The sequence below is a fragment of the Mesobaculum littorinae genome (assembly GCF_004011175.1).
GTDB classification, from domain to species: Bacteria; Pseudomonadota; Alphaproteobacteria; order Rhodobacterales; family Rhodobacteraceae; genus Tranquillimonas; species Tranquillimonas littorinae.
This window is the reverse complement of record NZ_RQXX01000003.1, coordinates 328,005-345,849: the sequence shown is the minus strand read 5'-3', so window position 1 is coordinate 345,849 and position 17,845 is coordinate 328,005. Positions and strand designations below refer to the sequence as shown.

The following is a 17,845-nucleotide window of genomic DNA, read 5'->3' as shown; positions in this document are numbered from 1 at the left end:
ATGGATATTGGATCGAACCCGAGCGTGACGGGGCTCTCCCCCGATCAAGCGAGGTCCGCCGCGCCGTCCGAGCCCAGCACCGGCGCCGACATCAGTGCCGATTTCGAGACGTTTTTGCGGCTGATGACCACGCAGATGACCAACCAGGACCCGATGGACCCGATGAAGGCCGAGGAGTTTTCGGTCCAGCTGGCCACGTTCTCCGGCGTTGAGCAGCAGGTGCAGACGAATGACCTGTTGCGCGACCTCGTGGCGCAGATGGGCGCTTCGGGCCTGGCACAGATGGCCGGCTGGGTGGGGATGGAGGCGAAGGCCGTGCGCCCGGTCGCCTTCGACGGCGCTTCGGTCGACTTGGTCCTGCCGCAGCCGCGCTTTGGCGACCGGCACGAACTGGTGGTGACCAATTCCGCCGGGGTCGTCGTGGAACGGCGCGAGGTGACGGGAGAGGCGGGCCCGATGACATGGGCCGGGCGTGACAACGGCGACGTGCCCTATCCCGATGGCGAGTACCGATTTGCGCTGGAGAGCTTCGGTTCGGACGGAACGGTCGCCGACCGGAGGGACGTCGCGGTCTATGGCCGCGTGCTCGAGGCGCAGATGGGCGAGAATGGTCCACAGCTCGTGTTCCCGGGCGGCATCACAGCGGCGCCCGACGGCGTATCGGCCCTGCGAACCCCGGTCTGAGGCACGGACAGGGGGCTCTCTGCTCTCTGGGCCCGGATTGTCGCGCGGCACCTCACCGCCTGTGACGGGCCTGACGGCTCCGGGCCAGGGATGCGGCCCGGGCCGGGGACAGATCATGCCGACCGCTCTCTTTCCCGACCGAGGGGGGGGCGGACCCGACGGGCGACCCGGGGGCCCGCGCATTCGCTTGCGGGCGGGGCCCCCGGCGCCGTAGCGTCCCGGCATGAAACGCGCGTCGGACGAAATGGGTAGGGCGGGCGACGCGCGGGACGACGTGCCGGGCTGGCTGTCGGAGGTCGTCGCGTCTGCCGGGTTCGGTGGTGCCGACTGGCGGCGGTTGAGCGGCGGGCGCACCAACCAGGTCTGGCGCCTGACGTGGGGCACATCCCAGTGCGCCCCCTTCGCGACCTCCGCGATCTGCAAGCTTTACCTGCCGGACGGGGACACGCCGCTTTTTCCCAATGACCCCTGGGCCGAGGTCGCCGTGCTGCGCGCGCTTGCCGACACGGGGCTGTCGCCCCATCTGCTGGCCGATCTCGAACATGCCGGTGGGCGCGCCATCCTAACCGAGGACGCAGGTCCCGTCTGGCAGGGCGACGAGGCCGAGGTGATGCGCCGCCTGCGCAGGTTGCACATGATGCCCGTGCCGGGCGGGCTGGCCCGGGCGCCCTTGCGCCATGTGGCGCTGACCCCCGGGCAGCTGATCGCCGAGGCCGAGGGGATGCTGTCCGAGGTTGAACGGCAGTCCGGCGCGGGCGCCCGGGCGGCACGGCGGCTGCGGGCGTCGCGGCCCGGGCGCCCGCCGATCCCCACGCCCGACCCCGAACCCTGTTTGCTGCACGGCGATCCGGTCGCGGCGAACCTTGTCGGGACCGCCGCACCGGTGCTGGTCGACTGGCAGTGCCCGGCGCTGGGCGATCCGGTGCATGACCTGTCGCTGGTGCTGTCGCCATCGATGCGACTGGCCAACGACCGGGCGCCGCTCACCACGGGGGCCACCCGGCTGCTGCTGCAGGCTTACGGGTCGGAAGAGGTGGCAACGCGCTATCTGGCTCTGCGCCCGCTGCTGGGTTACCGTCTGGCGGCCTATGCGCTGTGGAAAAGCGCGCGTGGGGACGCGGGCTATGCCCCAGGTGTCGCGGCGGAAACCGCCCTGATGGTGCAGGGTGTTGCCACGTCCTGACGCTGCGGCAGTCGGTGCGGCGCGCCTGCCCGGTCATCCTGCCCGATCGCGCTGCCCGCCCGATCGCGCTGCCGCAAAAGCCGCCCCTAAAGCGCGGCGCCCAGGGCCACGGCCAGCGCCATGCCGCCCGCCCCCAGCGCCACGAACCCGACCGAGGGCCAGAAGGCGGGGCGGCGGCGGCGGTTCGGGTGCCGTTCCAGATCGTGCCGCCGGGTTTCGGCCATCAGCAGATCCTCGGCGATCTGCGGCAGCCGGGGCCCCAGCCGCGACAGCACCCGCGCGGTGCGGCCCAGGTCGCGCATCATCGCCTTGGGGCCGAGGTTTTCGCGGATGTAATCCTCGACCACCGGGCGCGCGACCTCCCAGATGTTGATCTGAGGATAGAGCGACCGCGACACGCCCTCGACCACGACCATGGTGCGCTGCAGCAGGATCAGCTCGGTCCGCGTCTCCATCCCGAAGCGCTCGGTCACCTCGAAGAGGAAGTTCAGCAGCCGCCCCATCGAGATGCGCGAGGCATCCATGCCGAAGATCGGTTCGCCCACCGACCGCAGGGCCCGGGCGAAATCGTCGATGTCGCGGTCGGGGGGGACATACCCGGCCTCGAAATGCACCTCGGCCACGCGGCGGTAATCCTTGCGGATGAAGCCGAAGAGGATCTCGGCATAGACCCGGCGGGTATATTCGTCGAGCCGCCCCATGATCCCGAAATCGATGGCGATGATGTCGCCGTCGGCGGCGATCTTCAGGTTGCCCTGGTGCATGTCGGCGTGGAAGAACCCGTCGCGCAGCGCGTGGTTCAGGAACAGCCGCAGCACGCGTTCGCCCAGGGCCTTGCGGTCGTGGCCACCCGCGACGATGGCGTCGATGTCGTTGGCCGCCACCCCGTCGGCCCAGCCCAGCGTCATCACGCGCCGCGACGACAGGAACCATTCGACCCGCGGCACGCGGAACCCCGCGTCGCCTTCGGTGTTGGCGGCGAATTCGGCGGCGGCCGATGCCTCCATCCGCAGATCCAGCTCGCCCAGCACGACGCCCTCGAAATGCTCGATCACCTCGGTCGGGCGCAGCCGGCGGGCGGAGGGGGCCAGGATCTCGACCATGCGGGCGGCGAAATAGAAGGCGTCGACGTCGCGGCGGAAGGCGCGTTCGATGCCGGGCCGCAGAACCTTCACCGCCACCTCTTGCCCCGTCTCTGCCAGCGTCGCGCGGTGGACCTGTGCGATCGACGCGGCGGCCACGGGCTCCGAGAAGGCCGAGAAGATGCGGTCGACCGGCATCTCCAGCTCACTTTCGATGGCGGCCCGGGCCTCTTCCACGGAAAACGGCGGCAGCTTGTCCTGCAGCACCCGCATCTGCGCGGCAAGCTCGTCGCCGATCACGTCGGGGCGGGTCGACAGGATCTGCCCGAACTTGATGTAGGCAGGACCGAGGGCCGTTACGGCCCGGACCACGGGCGGCAGGGACGGATCGCCGGCATAGCCAAGCCACGCGAAGGGCTTGCCCAGGACCCGCGCGACCAGCCGCAGGTGCGGCGGCGCGTCCATCGCGTCGAGCACGACGCGCATCGCGCCCGTGCGTTCGAAGGTCGCGCCGGTGCGGATCAGTCGCCAGATGTTGTGGGGGCCGCGCACCCTAAAGCTTCCATCCCGAATGCAGCGCGGCGACGCCCATGGTCAGGTTGCGATACCGCACCTGGTCGAAGCCCGCGGTCGAGATCATCGAGGCAAAGGTTTCCTGGTCCGGGAACTGCCGGATCGATTCGACCAGATACTGGTAGGAGGCCCGGTCGCCCGCCACCACCTGCCCCATCGCCGGGATCACGTTGAAGGAATAGCGGTCATAGGCCCATTGCAGCGCCGGGTTCGGAATTCGCGAGAATTCGAGCACCATCAGGCGGCCGCCGGGACGCAGGACGCGAAACGCCTCATCCAGCGCCTTTTGCGGGCGAGTCACGTTCCGGATGCCGAAGGAGATCGTGTAGACATCGAAACTGGCATCGGGAAAGGGGAGCGCCATTGCGTCGCCCGTGACCCACGACAGGCGGTCGGCCATATCCTCGGCCTCGGCCCGCTTGCGCCCCTCGATCAGCATGGGCTCGGTCATGTCGCAGACGGCGGCGGTCGCTTCGGGCGCGCGCTTGAGAAAGCGGAACGCCACGTCGCCCGTGCCGCCCGCGACGTCGAGCAGCCGCTGACCGCGCCGCGGCGCCAGCCAGTCGATCATCGCGTCCTTCCACAGGCGGTGCACGCCGCCCGACATCAGGTCGTTCATCACGTCGTAGCGTGAGGCGACGGACGAGAAGACGCCGTGAACGCGGCCCGCCTTCTGATCCTCGGGCACGTCTTCAAAGCCGAAATGGGTGGTCCGGCCCATCTCGTCGTGCTGCGGGGCCTGCGTGGTCTTGGGCGTATCGCTCATGGGTCTTGCGGTCCTGAAAAACTCCCCCTTCTTATAGGGCGCTCAGGCCATGATACAATCCGCAGCCACCGCAAGGAGATACCGCCAATGCCCGAATTGCCCGAGGTCGAGACGGTTCGTCGCGGGTTGGCGCCGGCGATGGAGGGGCGGCGCGTCGAATTGGCACAGGTCAACCGCGCCGATCTGCGCTGGCCCTTCCCGGACCGGATGGCCGAGCGGCTGACCGGCCGGAAGGTGATCGCGCTGCGCCGCCGGTCGAAATACATCCTGGCCGAACTGTCGGGGGGCGAGACGCTTCTGATCCATCTCGGCATGTCGGGGCGGATGCTGGTGTCGGGCGCGCAGCTTGGCACCTTCGTGCACGACCACCCCGCACCGCAGAAACACGACCACGTGGTGCTGGACATGGAAGGCGGCGCCCGCGTCACCTTCAACGACCCGCGCCGGTTCGGTGCGATGGACCTGATCGACACCGCGCAGCTGGACGCGCACTGGCTGCTGTCGGGGATCGGTCCCGAACCCCTGGGCAACGGTTTCAGCGAAGCCTACCTTGCCCATCGGCTGAAGGGGCGGGCCACGCCGATCAAGGCCGCGCTGCTGGACCAGCGCGTGGTGGCGGGGCTGGGCAACATCTACGTCTGCGAGGCGCTGCACCGCGCCCGCATCTCGCCGCGGCGCAAGGCCGGCAACATCTCGGCCGCGCGGGCGGGGGCGCTGGTGCCGGTGATCCGCGCGGTGCTCGAAGAGGCGATCGTCGCGGGCGGATCGTCGCTGCGCGACTACCGGCAAAGCGACGGCGACCTGGGCTATTTCCAGCACAGCTTCCGCGTCTACGGCCGCGAGGGCCAGCCCTGCGTCACCCCCGGCTGCGACGGCACGGTGACCCGCATCGTGCAGTCGGGCCGCTCAACCTTCTATTGTCCCCGGTGCCAAAGATAACTTGATCCGGAAGGCTGGACTGGTAAGGCTTCGATCCTGACGCCAACAAGGAAAGTCTGACAGACATGGCCTACAAGACGATCGTCGTCGAACTCGACGACCACGTCGCGGTGATCAAGCTGAACCGTCCCGATGCCCTGAACGCGCTCAGCACGGCGATGCTGCGCGAAATCGTGCAGGCGCTGCGCGAGGCGGACGACAACGAGAAGGTGCGGTGCATCGTCCTGACCGGCAGCGAAAAGGCCTTTGCCGCCGGGGCCGACATCGGCGAGATGGCCGAAATGAGCTTTGCCGAGGTCTTCGGCAGCGATCTTTACGGCCCCGAGGCGCAGGCCATCGTGCGCTGCCGCAAGCCGGTAATCGCCGCGGTGTCGGGCTATGCCCTGGGCGGCGGCTGCGAACTGGCGTTGATGTGCGATTTCATCATCGCCTCGGAAAGCGCCAAGTTCGGCCAACCCGAGGTGAACCTCGGCATCATCGCGGGCATGGGCGGCACCCAGCGGCTGACCCGCGCCGTCGGCAAGGCCAAGGCGATGGACATGCACCTGACCGGCCGCTTCATGGACGCGGCCGAGGCCGAACGCGCGGGCCTCGTCGCCCGCGTGGTGCCCGCCAAGAAGCTGATGGACGAGGCGATGGCCGCGGCGCACAAGATCGCCGAGAAATCGCAGCTGGCCCTGCTGGCCGCCAAGGAGTCGGTCAACCGCGCGTTCGAAACGCCGCAGGCCGAGGGCATCCTGCACGAACGCCGCCTGTTCCAGTCGCTCTTCGCGACCGAGGATCAGAGCGAGGGGATGCAGGCCTTTCTCGACAAGCGCGAGGCACAGTTCCGCGACCGCTGAGGCTGCCGGCGCCCGTCGCGTGTCCCGGGCTCGTCGTGCGCCCCGGGCGCTCGGGGCGCCCCAACAGGGCGTTGCCCCTGCGGCAGCGTCCCGCCCGATTCAGGGTTCCCATTGCCGGTCAATGCCTGTATAGGCCGGCGGATCATGCGCGTGAGGCCCGCCAAGGCCGGATTCTGCCCGGTAGCGAACCCGGGGTCGGGCCCTCCCGTGCGCCAGCATTTTGTGACGACCCGACGAAAGAGAGACACGCATGGCCAACACGCCTCAGTCCAAGAAACGCGCCCGCCAGAACGAACGGCGCTTTGCCATCAACAAGGCGCGGCGTTCGCGCATCCGGACCTTCCTGCGCAAGGTCGAAGAGGCCATCGCCTCGGGCGACAAGGACGCGGCACAGGCGGCCCTGCGCGCCGCCCAGCCCGAACTGATGCGCGGTGTGACCAAAGGCGTCGTCCACAAGAACACCGCCGCGCGCAAGATGTCGCGCCTGTCCGCACGGGTGAAGGCCGTCGGCTGAGCCGCGGCTGCTGTTACCCGTCCGACACGCCCCCACGGGGCGACTCGATTCGACCACAAAGCGCCCCCGACGGGGCGCTTTTTTTTGCGCTGGCCCGAGTCCGTCAATCGGGACAGGGACTTCGCCCGCGCTGCCCCTGCGGCAGGGCCACCGGATTCCCCGGGGGCGGGGAGAGTCAACATCGAAGAGTCGTTGCCCTCACAGCGCGCCAATTGCTAGCTTCCTCCTGCGATTCATTCGTTCTGGGGGGACATGAACCGCACGAGGTGATCGCGTCGCCCAAAGCCGGGTCTGCTCCGGTCCATGACGCGCGACGCCCTTGTGCGACCGCTCCAGGTGTCGGTTTCTGTGGGGACAGGGGTACGACACCGAAAGCGAACGATCCGTGGGCGCGCGCGGCGAGCGCAGGATAGCCCGGACCGTACATGTCCAAGACATGCCGCCATGTCGCGGCAAGGGATTCGTCCACCATGGCCTTGTGCCAGGGGGGATGAGGCTTTGCCACGACGGGCGACCGGAAGACGCCGTCCGCCTTGCGGGCGTCGGGCCCATCCCTCGCCCAGTGTCGGGCAAGGGGCTGGCTAAGTCTTTCCGTTGTCACCGGATCGGACGGATCGCAGACAGGACCGAGCGCCCGAAAAGGGGCCGGTCGGGCGGTTCCGCGACGGGCGGGCCGCTTCAACAAAATTGATGCGGGTCGGTGCAGATATGACGAACGAAACCTGGGGGTCGATGCGGCAGGAGTTGATTGCTTCGGTGGGGCGCAACAACTTCGCGAACTGGATCGAGCCGCTCGAGCTTGATGCGCTGGAAGATGGCGTGGCCACCTTCCGGGTCACGTCGCCCTTCGTGGGCGACTGGGTGTCGCGGAACTACGGCGACGCGATCCTCAACGTCATCAACAAGTCCGGCCGCCCGGCCGAACGCCTGGTCTTCGAGGTCGGTCCCCGCCGCGAACCCGCAGCCGCCGCGGCATCCGCCCACGGTGCCCCGGCCAATGGTGTATCCGCCAACGGCACACCGGCCGAGGTCACGCCCTCTCACGGACCGGCGGGAGCCCGCGCGTCGTCCGACCGCGCCGCCCCTGCGGTCCTGCGTGGCGAGGCCGACGACCTGCCCGGCCCCGACCTGGACGACCGCTTCACCTTCGATAGCTTCGTCGTGGGCAAGCCCAACGAACTGGCCCATGCCGCCGCGCGCCGCGTGGCCGAAGGCGGCGATGTCACCTTCAATCCGCTGTTCCTGTATGGTGGCGTGGGGCTGGGCAAGACGCACCTGATGCACGCCATCGCCTGGGAACTGCGCCGCCGTCAGCCCGACCTGCGTGTCGTCTACCTGTCGGCCGAGCAGTTCATGTATCGCTTCATCCAGGCGCTGCGCGAACGCCAGATGATCGATTTCAAGCAGCTCTTCCGGTCGGTCGACGTGCTGATGGTCGACGACGTGCAGTTCATCGCCGGCAAGGATTCCACGCAGGAAGAGTTCTTTCACACCTTCAACGCGCTGGTCGACCAGCGCAGCCAGATCATCCTGTCGGCCGACCGCGCGCCGGGCGAGATCGAGAAGATGGAAAGCCGCATCGTCAGCCGCATGCAGTCTGGCCTCGTGGTGGACCTGCATCCCACGACCTACGAGCTGCGGCTGGGCATCCTGCAGCAGAAAGCCGAACGTTTCCGCCCGCAGTTCCGCGACATCCGGCTGGCCGACGGCGTGCTGGAGTTCCTCGCCCACCGCATCACCTCGAACGTGCGGGTGCTCGAAGGCGCGCTGATGCGGCTGTTCGCGATGGGGTCGCTCGTCGGACGCGAGGTGACGATCGACATGACCCAGGAATGCCTGGTCGACATCCTGCGCCAGTCCGACCGCAAGACCACGATCGACGAGATCCAGCGCAAGGTCTGCGACCACTACAACATCCGCATCTCGGATCTGGTCGGGCCCAAGCGCACCCGCATCTTCGCCCGCCCGCGGCAGATCGCCATGTACCTGTGCAAGCAGATGACCCAGCGGTCGCTGCCCGAGATCGGGCGCAAGTTCGGCGGTCGCGATCACACCACGATCCTGCACGGCGTGAAGAAGATCGAGGAGCTGCGCGGCAAGGACAGCCAGATCGCCGAGGACCTGGAGATGCTGCGCCGCGCGCTCGAGGCCTGATCCCGGATGCCCGGACCCACCTGACCGCGACGCGCGTGCAGGCATGCCGCGCCGTTGCACCGCATGGTGGGCTGCCCTTGACGCCATTCGCGTAAGCGGGGACAGTCCGCCTCACGAATTCGAGATAAAGTTCGGTCCTTTGGCGCGATCGCGCGCGGGCCATTGCTGGAGTGGGACATGAAGATCAGCATCGAACGCGGCACGCTGCTGAAGGCCGTGTCACAGGCGCAATCGGTGGTCGAACGCCGCAACACGATTCCGATCCTCGCCAACGTGCTGATCGAGGCCGAGGGCGACACCGCCAGTTTCCGCGCAACCGACCTCGATATCGAGGTTGTGGATCGCGCCGCGGCGCATGTCGATCGCGCAGGCGCGACCACCGTGGGTGCGGTGACGCTGCATGAGATCGTGCGCAAGCTGCCCGACGGGGCTCTGGTGCAGCTGAGCGACGACGGAACCTCGGGCCGGCTGACGGTCGAGGCGGGGCGGTCGACCTTTTCCCTGGCGACCCTTCCGCGCGAGGATTTCCCGGTGATGGCGACCACCGACTACCCGTCGAATTTTGCCGCCAAGACGCCGGTGCTGCGGCGGCTTTTCGACAAGTCGAAATTCGCGATCTCGACCGAGGAGACGCGCTATTACCTGAACGGCGTCTACATGCACGTGGCCGAGGGCGACGAGGGCCAAGTGCTGCGCTGCGTCGCGACCGACGGCCACCGCCTGGCGCGGATCGACGCCGATCTGCCGCAGGGCGCCGAGACGATGGCGGGCGTCATCGTCCCGCGCAAGACGGTGAACGAGCTGCGCAAGCTTCTGGACGATGACGAGACCGAGATCGCGGTGTCGGTCAGCGAGACCAAGGTGCGCTTTGCCACGCCGGGGGTCACGCTGACCTCGAAGGTGATCGACGGGACCTTCCCCGACTACACGCGCGTCATTCCGCAGGGCAACACCCGCCGGCTGGAGGTCGACGCGGCCGAGTTCGCCAAGGCGGTGGACCGGGTCGCGACCGTCAGCTCGGAACGGTCGCGCGCGGTGAAGATGCAGCTGGACGAGGATCGCCTGGTTCTGTCGGTGAATGCGCCCGACAGCGGCAATGCCGAGGAAGAGCTGGCCGTGGCCTATGGCGACGAGCGTCTGGAGATCGGGTTCAACGCGAAATACCTGCTGGAGATCGCCAGCCAGGTCGATCGCGAGAACGCGGTGTTCATGTTCAACTCGTCCGGCGACCCGACGTTGATGCGCGAGGGCAATGATACCTCGGCCGTCTATGTCGTGATGCCGATGCGGGTCTGACGGACCCTGACGAGGGGGGCCGCCGCTGCGCGGCGGTTTCGCCTCCGGCGGGAGTATTTTCGAAGAGAAGAAGCAGGGGGAGGCGCGCATGGGGCAACTGGCGCTGTCGTCCCTGAGCCTGTCGCATTTCCGGTCGCACAAGGGGCTGCGGCTGGATCTGGACCCGCGGCCGGTCGCGGTTTTCGGGCCGAACGGGGCGGGAAAGACCAACCTTCTGGAGGCGGTGTCGCTGTTGTCGCCCGGCCGGGGGCTGCGGCGCGCGGCGGCCGAGGAGCTGGGGCGGCGGCCCGAGGCCCTGGGCTGGCGGATCGGTGCACTGATCGCGGGGCCGGAGGGGCCGCACGAGGTAGATGTGCGCGCCGAGGCCGGCGCCGCGCGTTCTGTCCGGATCGACGGCAAGGCGGCGGCGCAGAACGCACTTGCCCGGCTGGTGCGGGTCGTCTGGCTGGTTCCGTCGATGGACCGGCTGTGGATCGAGGGGGCCGAGGGGCGGCGGCGGTTCCTTGATCGCATGACGATGAGCTTTGTCCCCGATCATGCCGAGGCGGTGCTGGCCTATGAAAAGGCAATGCGGCAGCGCAACCGGCTTTTGAAGGACGAGGTCCGCGATCCGCATTGGTACGGCGCGCTGGAGCGGCAGATGGCCGAGGCGGGGGCGGCGATGACCCTCTACCGGCACGACGCGCTGGCGCGGGTGCGGGCCGCGCAGGCCGCGGCCGAGACGGCGTTTCCCGTGGCTGACCTGACGCTTGAGGATGACAGCCCCGCGGACCCCGCCGAGCTGGCCGAAGCTTTCGCCGTCGGGCGGGCGCGTGACGTGGGCGCAGGGCGGACGCTGACGGGGCCGCACCGCGCGGACCTGGGCGCCGTCTTCGCCGCCAAGGGCGTGCCCGCGGCACAGGCCTCGACCGGCGAACAGAAGGCGCTCTTGATTTCGCTGATCCTCGCCAATGCCCGCGCGCTGGCCGACGAGACCGGCGCGCCGCCCCTGGTGCTGCTGGACGAGGTCGCGGCGCATCTGGACGCGGGCCGCCGCGCGGCGCTTTATGACGAGATAGGCGCGTTGGGGGCGCAGGCGTGGATGACCGGCACCGGGCCTGAGTTGTTCGACACGCTGGGTGATCGCGCGCAGTACCTTGAGGTGACCGAGGAGGCCGGCGAAAGCCGGGTCGGGAGGGTGGAATGAAGGCCAACAGGATCACGCTTGTCACCCTTGCCGCCGCGGATCTGCCCGCGCTTGCGGCATTTTACGCGGCCCTTGGGTGGCAGGCCGAGGAGACGCTGCCCAAAACCGTCTTCTTCGACTTGGGCGGGATGAAGCTGGCGCTTTACGATCGCGCGGCCCTGGCGGCGGACCTGGGGCGTGATCCGGGCGCCCTGGGCACCGGGGCGATGACACTGGCCCAGAACTTTCCCGACCGCGATGCGGTGGACGCGGCGTTCGCGTCTGCCTTGAAGGCCGGGGCGACGCCCTGTGCCGCGCCAGCCCAGGTCTTTTGGGGCGGGTATAGCGGAACCTGGGCCGACCCCGAGGGGCATGTCTGGGAGTATGCGCACAACCCCTTCTGGCCGCTCGACCCCGATGGCCGGCTGGCATGAGCATCGGTCCGGGCGAAGTCGGGCTTTATGCCTTTGCATTGCTGCTTTTGTTCCTGACGCCGGGGCCGGTCTGGATGGCGGTCATCGCGCGGGCGCTTTCGGGCGGGTTTCCCGCCGCCTGGCCGCTGGCCCTGGGCGTGGCCGTGGGTGACGCGCTCTGGCCGCTTCTGGCGGTGCTGGGGGTGTCTTGGCTGGCCACGGAGTTCGAGGCGCTGAGCGAGATCCTGAAGTGGGTCGCGGCGGCCGTGTTCATCTGGCTGGGCATCCAGGTCATCCGCCATGCCGACGCCGCCATCGGGCGGGATAGCCGGCTGACGCGGCCGGGACGCTGGCAGGGGTTCCTCGCAGGTGTGATCGTGATCCTGGCCAACCCCAAGGCGATCCTGTTCTACATGGGCATGCTGCCGGGATTCTTCGACCTGTCCGGATTGGGGGCGCCGGATATCGCCGTCATCGTCGCGGTGTCGATCCTGGTACCGCTTCTGGGCAACTTCTGCATGGCGGCCTGCATCGGTCGGCTGCGGGCGGTGCTGACCGCGCCGCGCGCGATCCGGCGGCTCAACCTCGGATCGGGGGCGATGCTGGTCGCGGTGGGCTGCGCGATCCCCCTGCTATGATCCCCTGCCGGGGACTATTGCGCGACGCGGGGTCGCAAACCGCGCAGGAGCCACCAAATATGGTGTCGATCGCGTGACAATCCACGCACGGCCCCCTATAAATGCGGGCAAACGAGCAAGGATCCCAGACATGGCAGACGCGGCCCGGCAGCCCGAGGAGTACGGCGCTGATTCCATCAAGGTTCTCAAGGGCCTGGAGGCGGTGCGCAAGCGCCCCGGCATGTATATCGGCGACACCGATGACGGGTCCGGCCTGCATCACATGATCTACGAGGCCGTGGACAACGGCATCGACGAGGCGCTGGCCGGTCACGCGGACTACGTGCAGGTGAAGATCCACGCCGACAGCTCGGTCTCGATCCGGGACAACGGGCGCGGCATTCCCGTGGGCATCCACGAGGAAGAGGGCGTTTCGGCGGCCGAGGTCATCATGACCCAGCTGCATGCGGGCGGTAAGTTCGACCAAAACTCCTACAAGGTGTCGGGCGGTCTGCACGGCGTCGGCATCTCGGTCGTGAACGCCCTGTCGGACTGGCTGGAGCTGCGGATCTGGCGCGACGGCAAGGCGCATTACGCCCGCTTCGAGCGTGGCGAGACCGCCGAGCATCTGACCGTTACCGGCGATGCCGAGGGCGAAAAGGGCACCGAGGTGCGGTTCCTGTCCTCGACCGACACGTTTTCGAACCTCGATTACAACTTCAAGACCCTCGAGGCGCGTCTGCGCGAACTAGCTTTCCTGAACTCGGGCGTGCGCATCGTTCTGGAAGACGAGCGTCCGGCCGAGGCGCTGCGGTCCGAGCTTTACTACGACGGCGGCGTGCGCGAGTTCGTGAAGTACCTCGACCGCTCCAAGACGCCGATGATCCCCGAGCCGATCTTCTTTACCGGCGAACGCGACGGCATCACCGTCGAGATCGCGATGTGGTGGAACGACGGCTACAACGAGATGGTGCTGCCCTTCACCAACAACATTCCGCAGCGGGACGGCGGCACGCACCTTGCAGGCTTCCGTGGCGCGCTGACGCGGACGCTGAACCTTTATGCCGGTCAGTCGGGCATCGCGAAGAAGGAAAAGATCAACTTTTCCGGCGACGACGCGCGCGAGGGCCTGACCTGCGTGCTGTCGGTCAAGGTGCCGGACCCCAAGTTCAGCTCGCAAACCAAGGACAAGCTGGTCAGTTCCGAGGTGCGTCCGGCGGTCGAGGGTCTGGTGAACGAAAAGCTGGCCGAGTGGTTCGAGGAGAACCCCCAGCCCGCCCGCGCCATCGTCACGAAGATCGTCGAGGCCGCGCTGGCCCGCGAGGCCGCGCGCAAGGCGCGCGAGATGACGCGCAAGAAATCCGCGCTGGACGTGGCCAGCCTGCCGGGCAAGCTGGCCGATTGCCAGGTGAAGGATCCCGAAAGCCGCGAGATCTTCATCGTCGAGGGTGACAGCGCCGGCGGCTCGGCCAAGCAGGGCCGGGCACGCGCGAACCAGGCGGTGCTGCCGCTGCGGGGCAAGATCCTGAACGTCGAACGCGCGCGCTTCGACCGGATGCTGTCCAGCCAGGAGATCGGTACGCTGATCACCGCGCTCGGCACCGGGATCGGCCGCGACGAATTCGACGTCAGCAAGCTGCGCTACCACAAGATCGTCATCATGACGGATGCCGACGTCGATGGCGCCCACATCCGCACGCTGCTGCTGACCTTCTTCTTCCGCCAGATGCCCGAGATCATCGAGGGCGGGTACCTCTACATCGCGCAGCCGCCGCTTTACAAAGTCGCGCGCGGCAAGTCCGAGGTCTACCTCAAGGACACCGCCGCGCTTGAGGATTACCTGATCGAGATGGGCGTCGACGGCGCCGTTCTGCGGCTGGGCTCGGGCGAGGAAATCGTCGCCGCGGACCTCGCGCGGGTCGTGGACGAGGCGCGGTCGGTCCGCCGGTCGCTGCAGAGCTTCCCCACCCATTATCCCACCACGATCCTTGAACAATCTGCGATTGCGGGGGCCTTCGTGCCGGGGCAGGTCGACAGCGACCTGCAGGGCACGGCGGATCGCGTGGCGCAACGGCTGGACCAGATCGCCGCGGAGTACGAACGCGGCTGGCAGGGCCGGATCACGCAGGATCACGGCATCCGGCTGGCCCGCGTCCTGCGCGGGGTCGAAGAGGTGCGCACGCTGGACGGCCCGGTCATGCGCTCGGGCGAGGCGCGGCGCCTGGGCCAGTACACCGACACTCTGCGCGAAACCTATTCCGAGCCCGCCAAGCTGGTGCGCAAGGATCGCGAGGTGCCGATCTTCGGCCCGCTCGGTCTGCTTGAGGCGATCCTGGCCGAGGGCGAGAAGGGCCTGAGCCTGCAGCGGTACAAGGGTCTGGGCGAGATGAACCCCGACCAGCTTTGGGAAACGACGCTCGACCCCGAGGCGCGCACGCTGCTGCGGGTCAAGATCGACGATGTGACCGAGGCCGACGACATCTTCACCAAGCTGATGGGCGACGTGGTCGAGCCGCGGCGCGACTTCATCAAGGCCAACGCGCTGAGCGTGGAGAACCTCGACTTCTAGGCGCGTGTAGGCGCGCGGATAGTTTTTCGCCGCGCGCATAGTTTTTCGCGCCGTCGCCGCTGAGATGCGATATTTACGGTTATAAATCAGTGGGATGGCGTTTCTTATATGCCTGGGTCGCGCGATGCGTTTTGGGCGCGTGCACAGATGCGGAGCCTCTGCTTGTCTCGGCTCGCGAGGTGTAAAGCGGTGCGAAAAACCCATTGCCCATCAACAGCGGTGCACCACCGAAACTTTCGGCGTAGCTACAGGCATTTTGTTTGAAGCCCTATGCTCAGGGTGATGACCCTCTCATTTTTAACCAAGCTGCCACAGCAAGCCTCATGCGGCCGGCAACCGGTCCTTCGCTGCGCTTGGGAGCCGTCTGAGCCGCTGCCTGGAAAGTAGACCGTCGGGGCAATCGCTCAAAACAGTGCGGAGAATTATAGAGTGAATAATTTGCTGTTGTTTTTGTAGATCGACGGTGCTAAGCGTTTGTGAAATCAAAGAGGCCTGAGCATGCCAATTCCCAGTGAAGCTACCGTCCGTCCTATTCTGGGTGAAATCGGTGCCCCCATCGTGGCCGCGATCTACGAGGCATGGGAGGACTGGCTGGGAAGCGATCGCAACGGCGTATGGCGCTACAAACGCAGCCGCGCGAATTTCGTCTGGGAACAGATTATTGAACGCTCGAACAATGCTCTGCTGGACCATGCTGCCGTCCATGTGATTGAAGGCCACGAGACGATGAAGTTTCTCGTTCGGGACACCGTGCTGTTCCGGTTCAAGAAAGCAGATGAGACGGGCCGCTCGTCGAATGTCGCAACGCAACTGGCGCTCGCTTTTCACGATCATGACGAGGAACTGTTCGACTTGCCGGAGGTCCAGCGCGTGGAAGTCGTCTACAAACTGAATCGCCTTGAAACGCAGATCGAGGATATCTGCGTCGTCGCACGCAACGGCGATCAAGTCGCTTGGGAATACAGTCTTTTGGATGCGGACGAGGCCACGGTTCCGTTGCCGATGCCTGAGCCGAAACCCGAGCGTCCCGCTGCGTCCATCGTCAAGCTCAAGGGCGCCGCGGACGACCGCAAAAAGCGTCAAGACTGATGCTTGCCAATTTCAATCAGGACCTGCTGCGGATCGCGCGGCAGGCACGGGGATGGAGTCAATCAGAGCTATCTGCACGCTCAGGTGTGTCACAAGCCAATCTGTCTAAACTCGAGAACGGGCTGATCGGGCCGACCGAAGACGTGTTGAAGAGCGTCGGCAAAGCCTTGGGTTTTCCTATCAACTTCTTCTTCCAGAATGATCGGGTCATTGGCCTGCCGATGAGCGTCCAATACCGGAAGCGGGCGAGCGTTGGGCAAAAGGCGATCGAGCGTCTGGAAGCCGAACTCAACATCAGGATTCTGCATATCCGCAGACTGCTTGATTCAGCTGAGCTGGAGCCGGAGCTTTCTCTTCCGCGTCTGGATGTTGACGAGTACGGTGGCGACCCAGAACGTATCGCGGACCTCATCAGGCGCACCTGGCTTGTACCTTCGGGACCAATACGAGACTTGGTCGCGTGGGTGGAAAGAGCAGGCTGCATCGTCGTCCATTGCGACTTCGCCGCGCTCAAGGTGGATGGCTTCACGGTTCAGATACCGGACATGCCCCCGTGCATCTTCCTGAACCGCAACATGCCGGCGGATCGGCAGCGGTTCAGCCTCGCGCACGAACTCGGGCATGTCGTCATGCATCAGGTGCCGTCGCCAGAAATGGAAAATGAGGCGAACGAGTTCGCGTCGGCGTTACTTATGCCGGCGCGCGATGTTCGGCCCCACCTTTCCGGTCGGCGCCTTACGATACAGCGGCTGGCCGCATTGAAGCCGGTTTGGCACGTGTCCATGGCAGCACTTCTTTACCGGGCAAAAAAGATTGGCGCGATTACCGACAACCAGAGTCAGTATCTCTGGCGACAAATGAGCTCGATGGGTTACCGCAGAACCGAGCCGCCCGAGCTCGATCTCACGGTCGAAATTCCCACGGTCCTTCCGGAGATCGTAAGGCTTCATCTCGAGGAACTCGGCTACGGCGTGTCCGATCTCGCGCAAGCGCTCCGCTCAAGCGAAGAAGACATTTATACGCTTCATTCAATTACGCAGGCCACGCCACGATTGCGAGTGGTGAAGTAAAGGTAAGGACAACAGCTGAAGCAATCCGCCGATAGATCGTATAGTGGTACGGGAGATATAGTGCATGGCTAAATGCACGGCGCCAGTCAGGGGGCACAGCTCACCAGCTGCCGCGGCAAACTGTCCTGCATGCAGAAGTCGTTATGGCAGATCTGGCTGGGGCTCGAGCGGTTATGAATCGTTCTCGCAACCTTCATAGAATTACAGAAGAAATAGCGGCGGTCTGAGCGGAAGCCGTTCGCGGGATCGCATCACAAAACCGCGCTGGTCGGGAGCAGATTCGGCGGTCCGGTACACGCCGGAACAAGTGCAAGCACTCACCCCGGTTCGGGGAAATGTGGAAGTTCTTGCGGCTTCGCAACCTGACCTCCTTGACGCGTTTCTTTGCCGTGCATGGGATGACAGACAAAGCTCAGCAAAAGAGCTATACGATCTTCTCGTGTCGCGCAGAGTCCGAGTTTGGTTCAGTGAACAGGACCTCGGCCTTGGCGTTCCTATGATGCGGGCGATCGACAAGGGCCTTGTGAATTCCCGGGTAGGCATCGTGTTGGTCACACCAGCTATGTTACGACGCCTGCCGACTGAGGGCGTTGCTGATAAAGAGCTTTCGGCACTGCTTCGACGCGGGAGGCTTATCCCCGTTGTTCACGGAACCACTTACGAAGAGCTCGAAAAAGTAAGCCTTTTGCTGGCGTCCCGAGCTGGTCTGAATACTGCGGAAGAGACAATGGCTGAAGTCGCTGCCAAGATCGCAGAGTTGGTAAGTATTTAGATTTCTATGTTGAGGCGGCGTCCGGTCCCGAGGTGATTGAGATCAATGTCGGTCTGCATGCCCGGAAGGATCAAAGGTAGATCGGCGGACGCAGCGGACACAGGCTAAGAAATCCGT

The 17,845-nt window shown here is 66.2% G+C and carries 16 protein-coding genes; 14 read left to right on the top strand and 2 right to left on the bottom strand.

The genetic code is table 11. The features are described from left to right. Together EKE94_RS10800 and EKE94_RS10795 are read left to right on the top strand one after the other, a co-directional pair. Window positions 1–684: a flagellar hook capping FlgD N-terminal domain-containing protein gene (locus EKE94_RS10800; RefSeq protein ID WP_127906614.1), complete on the top strand. Its 684-nt coding sequence runs from the start codon at window positions 1–3 to the stop codon at window positions 682–684. Between the two features lie 223 nt (window positions 685–907). Then, window positions 908–1,867, top strand: a complete 960-nt coding sequence (locus EKE94_RS10795) for a phosphotransferase (RefSeq protein ID WP_127906613.1) — start codon at window positions 908–910, stop codon at window positions 1,865–1,867. Window positions 1,868–1,953: 86 nt separating this feature from the next. Here the strand turns inward: EKE94_RS10795 and ubiB are convergent, their stop codons facing one another. Together ubiB and ubiE are read right to left on the bottom strand one after the other, a co-directional pair. Beyond that, a complete protein-coding gene (ubiB, locus tag EKE94_RS10790) occupies window positions 1,954–3,501 on the bottom strand; it encodes a 2-polyprenylphenol 6-hydroxylase (RefSeq protein ID WP_127906612.1) in 1,548 nt (515 codons plus the stop codon). Between the two features lies 1 nt (window position 3,502). Then, window positions 3,503–4,288, bottom strand: coding sequence for a bifunctional demethylmenaquinone methyltransferase/2-methoxy-6-polyprenyl-1,4-benzoquinol methylase UbiE (ubiE, locus tag EKE94_RS10785; protein WP_407940901.1), 786 nt, complete (start codon window positions 4,286–4,288; stop codon window positions 3,503–3,505). Window positions 4,289–4,375: 87 nt separating this feature from the next. Here ubiE and mutM point away from each other — a divergent pair, with 87 nt between their 5' ends. The 12 genes from mutM to EKE94_RS18770 all read left to right on the top strand — a co-directional run bounded on the left by mutM (window position 4,376) and on the right by EKE94_RS18770 (window position 17,728). Beyond that, window positions 4,376–5,227: a bifunctional DNA-formamidopyrimidine glycosylase/DNA-(apurinic or apyrimidinic site) lyase gene (gene mutM, locus EKE94_RS10780; RefSeq protein ID WP_127906611.1), complete on the top strand. Its 852-nt coding sequence runs from the start codon at window positions 4,376–4,378 to the stop codon at window positions 5,225–5,227. Window positions 5,228–5,292: 65 nt separating this feature from the next. Next, window positions 5,293–6,069 carry an enoyl-CoA hydratase gene (locus tag EKE94_RS10775; RefSeq protein ID WP_127906610.1) on the top strand — a complete coding sequence of 259 codons (777 nt, stop codon included), beginning with the start codon at window positions 5,293–5,295 and terminating at the stop codon, window positions 6,067–6,069. A 250-nt stretch (window positions 6,070–6,319) separates the two neighbouring features. Next, the gene (rpsT, locus tag EKE94_RS10770) at window positions 6,320–6,583 is read left to right on the top strand and encodes a 30S ribosomal protein S20 (protein ID WP_127906609.1); all 264 of its coding nucleotides are present in this window, start codon (window positions 6,320–6,322) and stop codon (window positions 6,581–6,583) included. A 708-nt stretch (window positions 6,584–7,291) separates the two neighbouring features. After that, on the top strand, window positions 7,292–8,737 hold the full coding sequence (dnaA, locus tag EKE94_RS10765; protein WP_235855982.1) for a chromosomal replication initiator protein DnaA: 1,446 nt from the start codon (window positions 7,292–7,294) through the stop codon (window positions 8,735–8,737). A gap of 177 nt (window positions 8,738–8,914) precedes the next feature. Further along, window positions 8,915–10,033 (top strand): DNA polymerase III subunit beta, encoded by a 1,119-nt coding sequence (gene dnaN, locus EKE94_RS10760; protein ID WP_127906607.1) that lies wholly within the window; start codon window positions 8,915–8,917, stop codon window positions 10,031–10,033. Window positions 10,034–10,121: 88 nt separating this feature from the next. Next, window positions 10,122–11,219 (top strand): DNA replication/repair protein RecF, encoded by a 1,098-nt coding sequence (recF, locus tag EKE94_RS10755; RefSeq protein ID WP_127906606.1) that lies wholly within the window; start codon window positions 10,122–10,124, stop codon window positions 11,217–11,219. After that, complete coding sequence (locus EKE94_RS10750) at window positions 11,216–11,632, top strand: VOC family protein (RefSeq protein ID WP_127906605.1); 417 nt, start codon at window positions 11,216–11,218, stop codon at window positions 11,630–11,632. The genes recF and EKE94_RS10750 overlap by 4 nt, the downstream gene beginning before the upstream one ends. Beyond that, the gene (locus EKE94_RS10745) at window positions 11,629–12,249 is read left to right on the top strand and encodes a LysE family translocator (protein WP_127906604.1); all 621 of its coding nucleotides are present in this window, start codon (window positions 11,629–11,631) and stop codon (window positions 12,247–12,249) included. The genes EKE94_RS10750 and EKE94_RS10745 overlap by 4 nt, the downstream gene beginning before the upstream one ends. A gap of 130 nt (window positions 12,250–12,379) precedes the next feature. Beyond that, window positions 12,380–14,797 carry a DNA topoisomerase (ATP-hydrolyzing) subunit B gene (gene gyrB / locus EKE94_RS10740; RefSeq protein ID WP_127906603.1) on the top strand — a complete coding sequence of 806 codons (2,418 nt, stop codon included), beginning with the start codon at window positions 12,380–12,382 and terminating at the stop codon, window positions 14,795–14,797. 498 nt (window positions 14,798–15,295) lie between these two features. After that, the gene (locus EKE94_RS10735) at window positions 15,296–15,886 is read left to right on the top strand and encodes a hypothetical protein (RefSeq protein ID WP_127906602.1); all 591 of its coding nucleotides are present in this window, start codon (window positions 15,296–15,298) and stop codon (window positions 15,884–15,886) included. Further along, complete coding sequence (locus tag EKE94_RS10730; RefSeq protein WP_127906601.1) at window positions 15,886–16,956, top strand: helix-turn-helix domain-containing protein; 1,071 nt, start codon at window positions 15,886–15,888, stop codon at window positions 16,954–16,956. Before EKE94_RS10735 ends, EKE94_RS10730 begins: the two co-directional genes overlap by 1 nt. A 307-nt stretch (window positions 16,957–17,263) precedes the next feature. Further along, a complete protein-coding gene (locus EKE94_RS18770) occupies window positions 17,264–17,728 on the top strand; it encodes a toll/interleukin-1 receptor domain-containing protein (protein WP_127906600.1) in 465 nt (154 codons plus the stop codon). Window positions 17,729–17,845 lie beyond the last annotated feature (117 nt).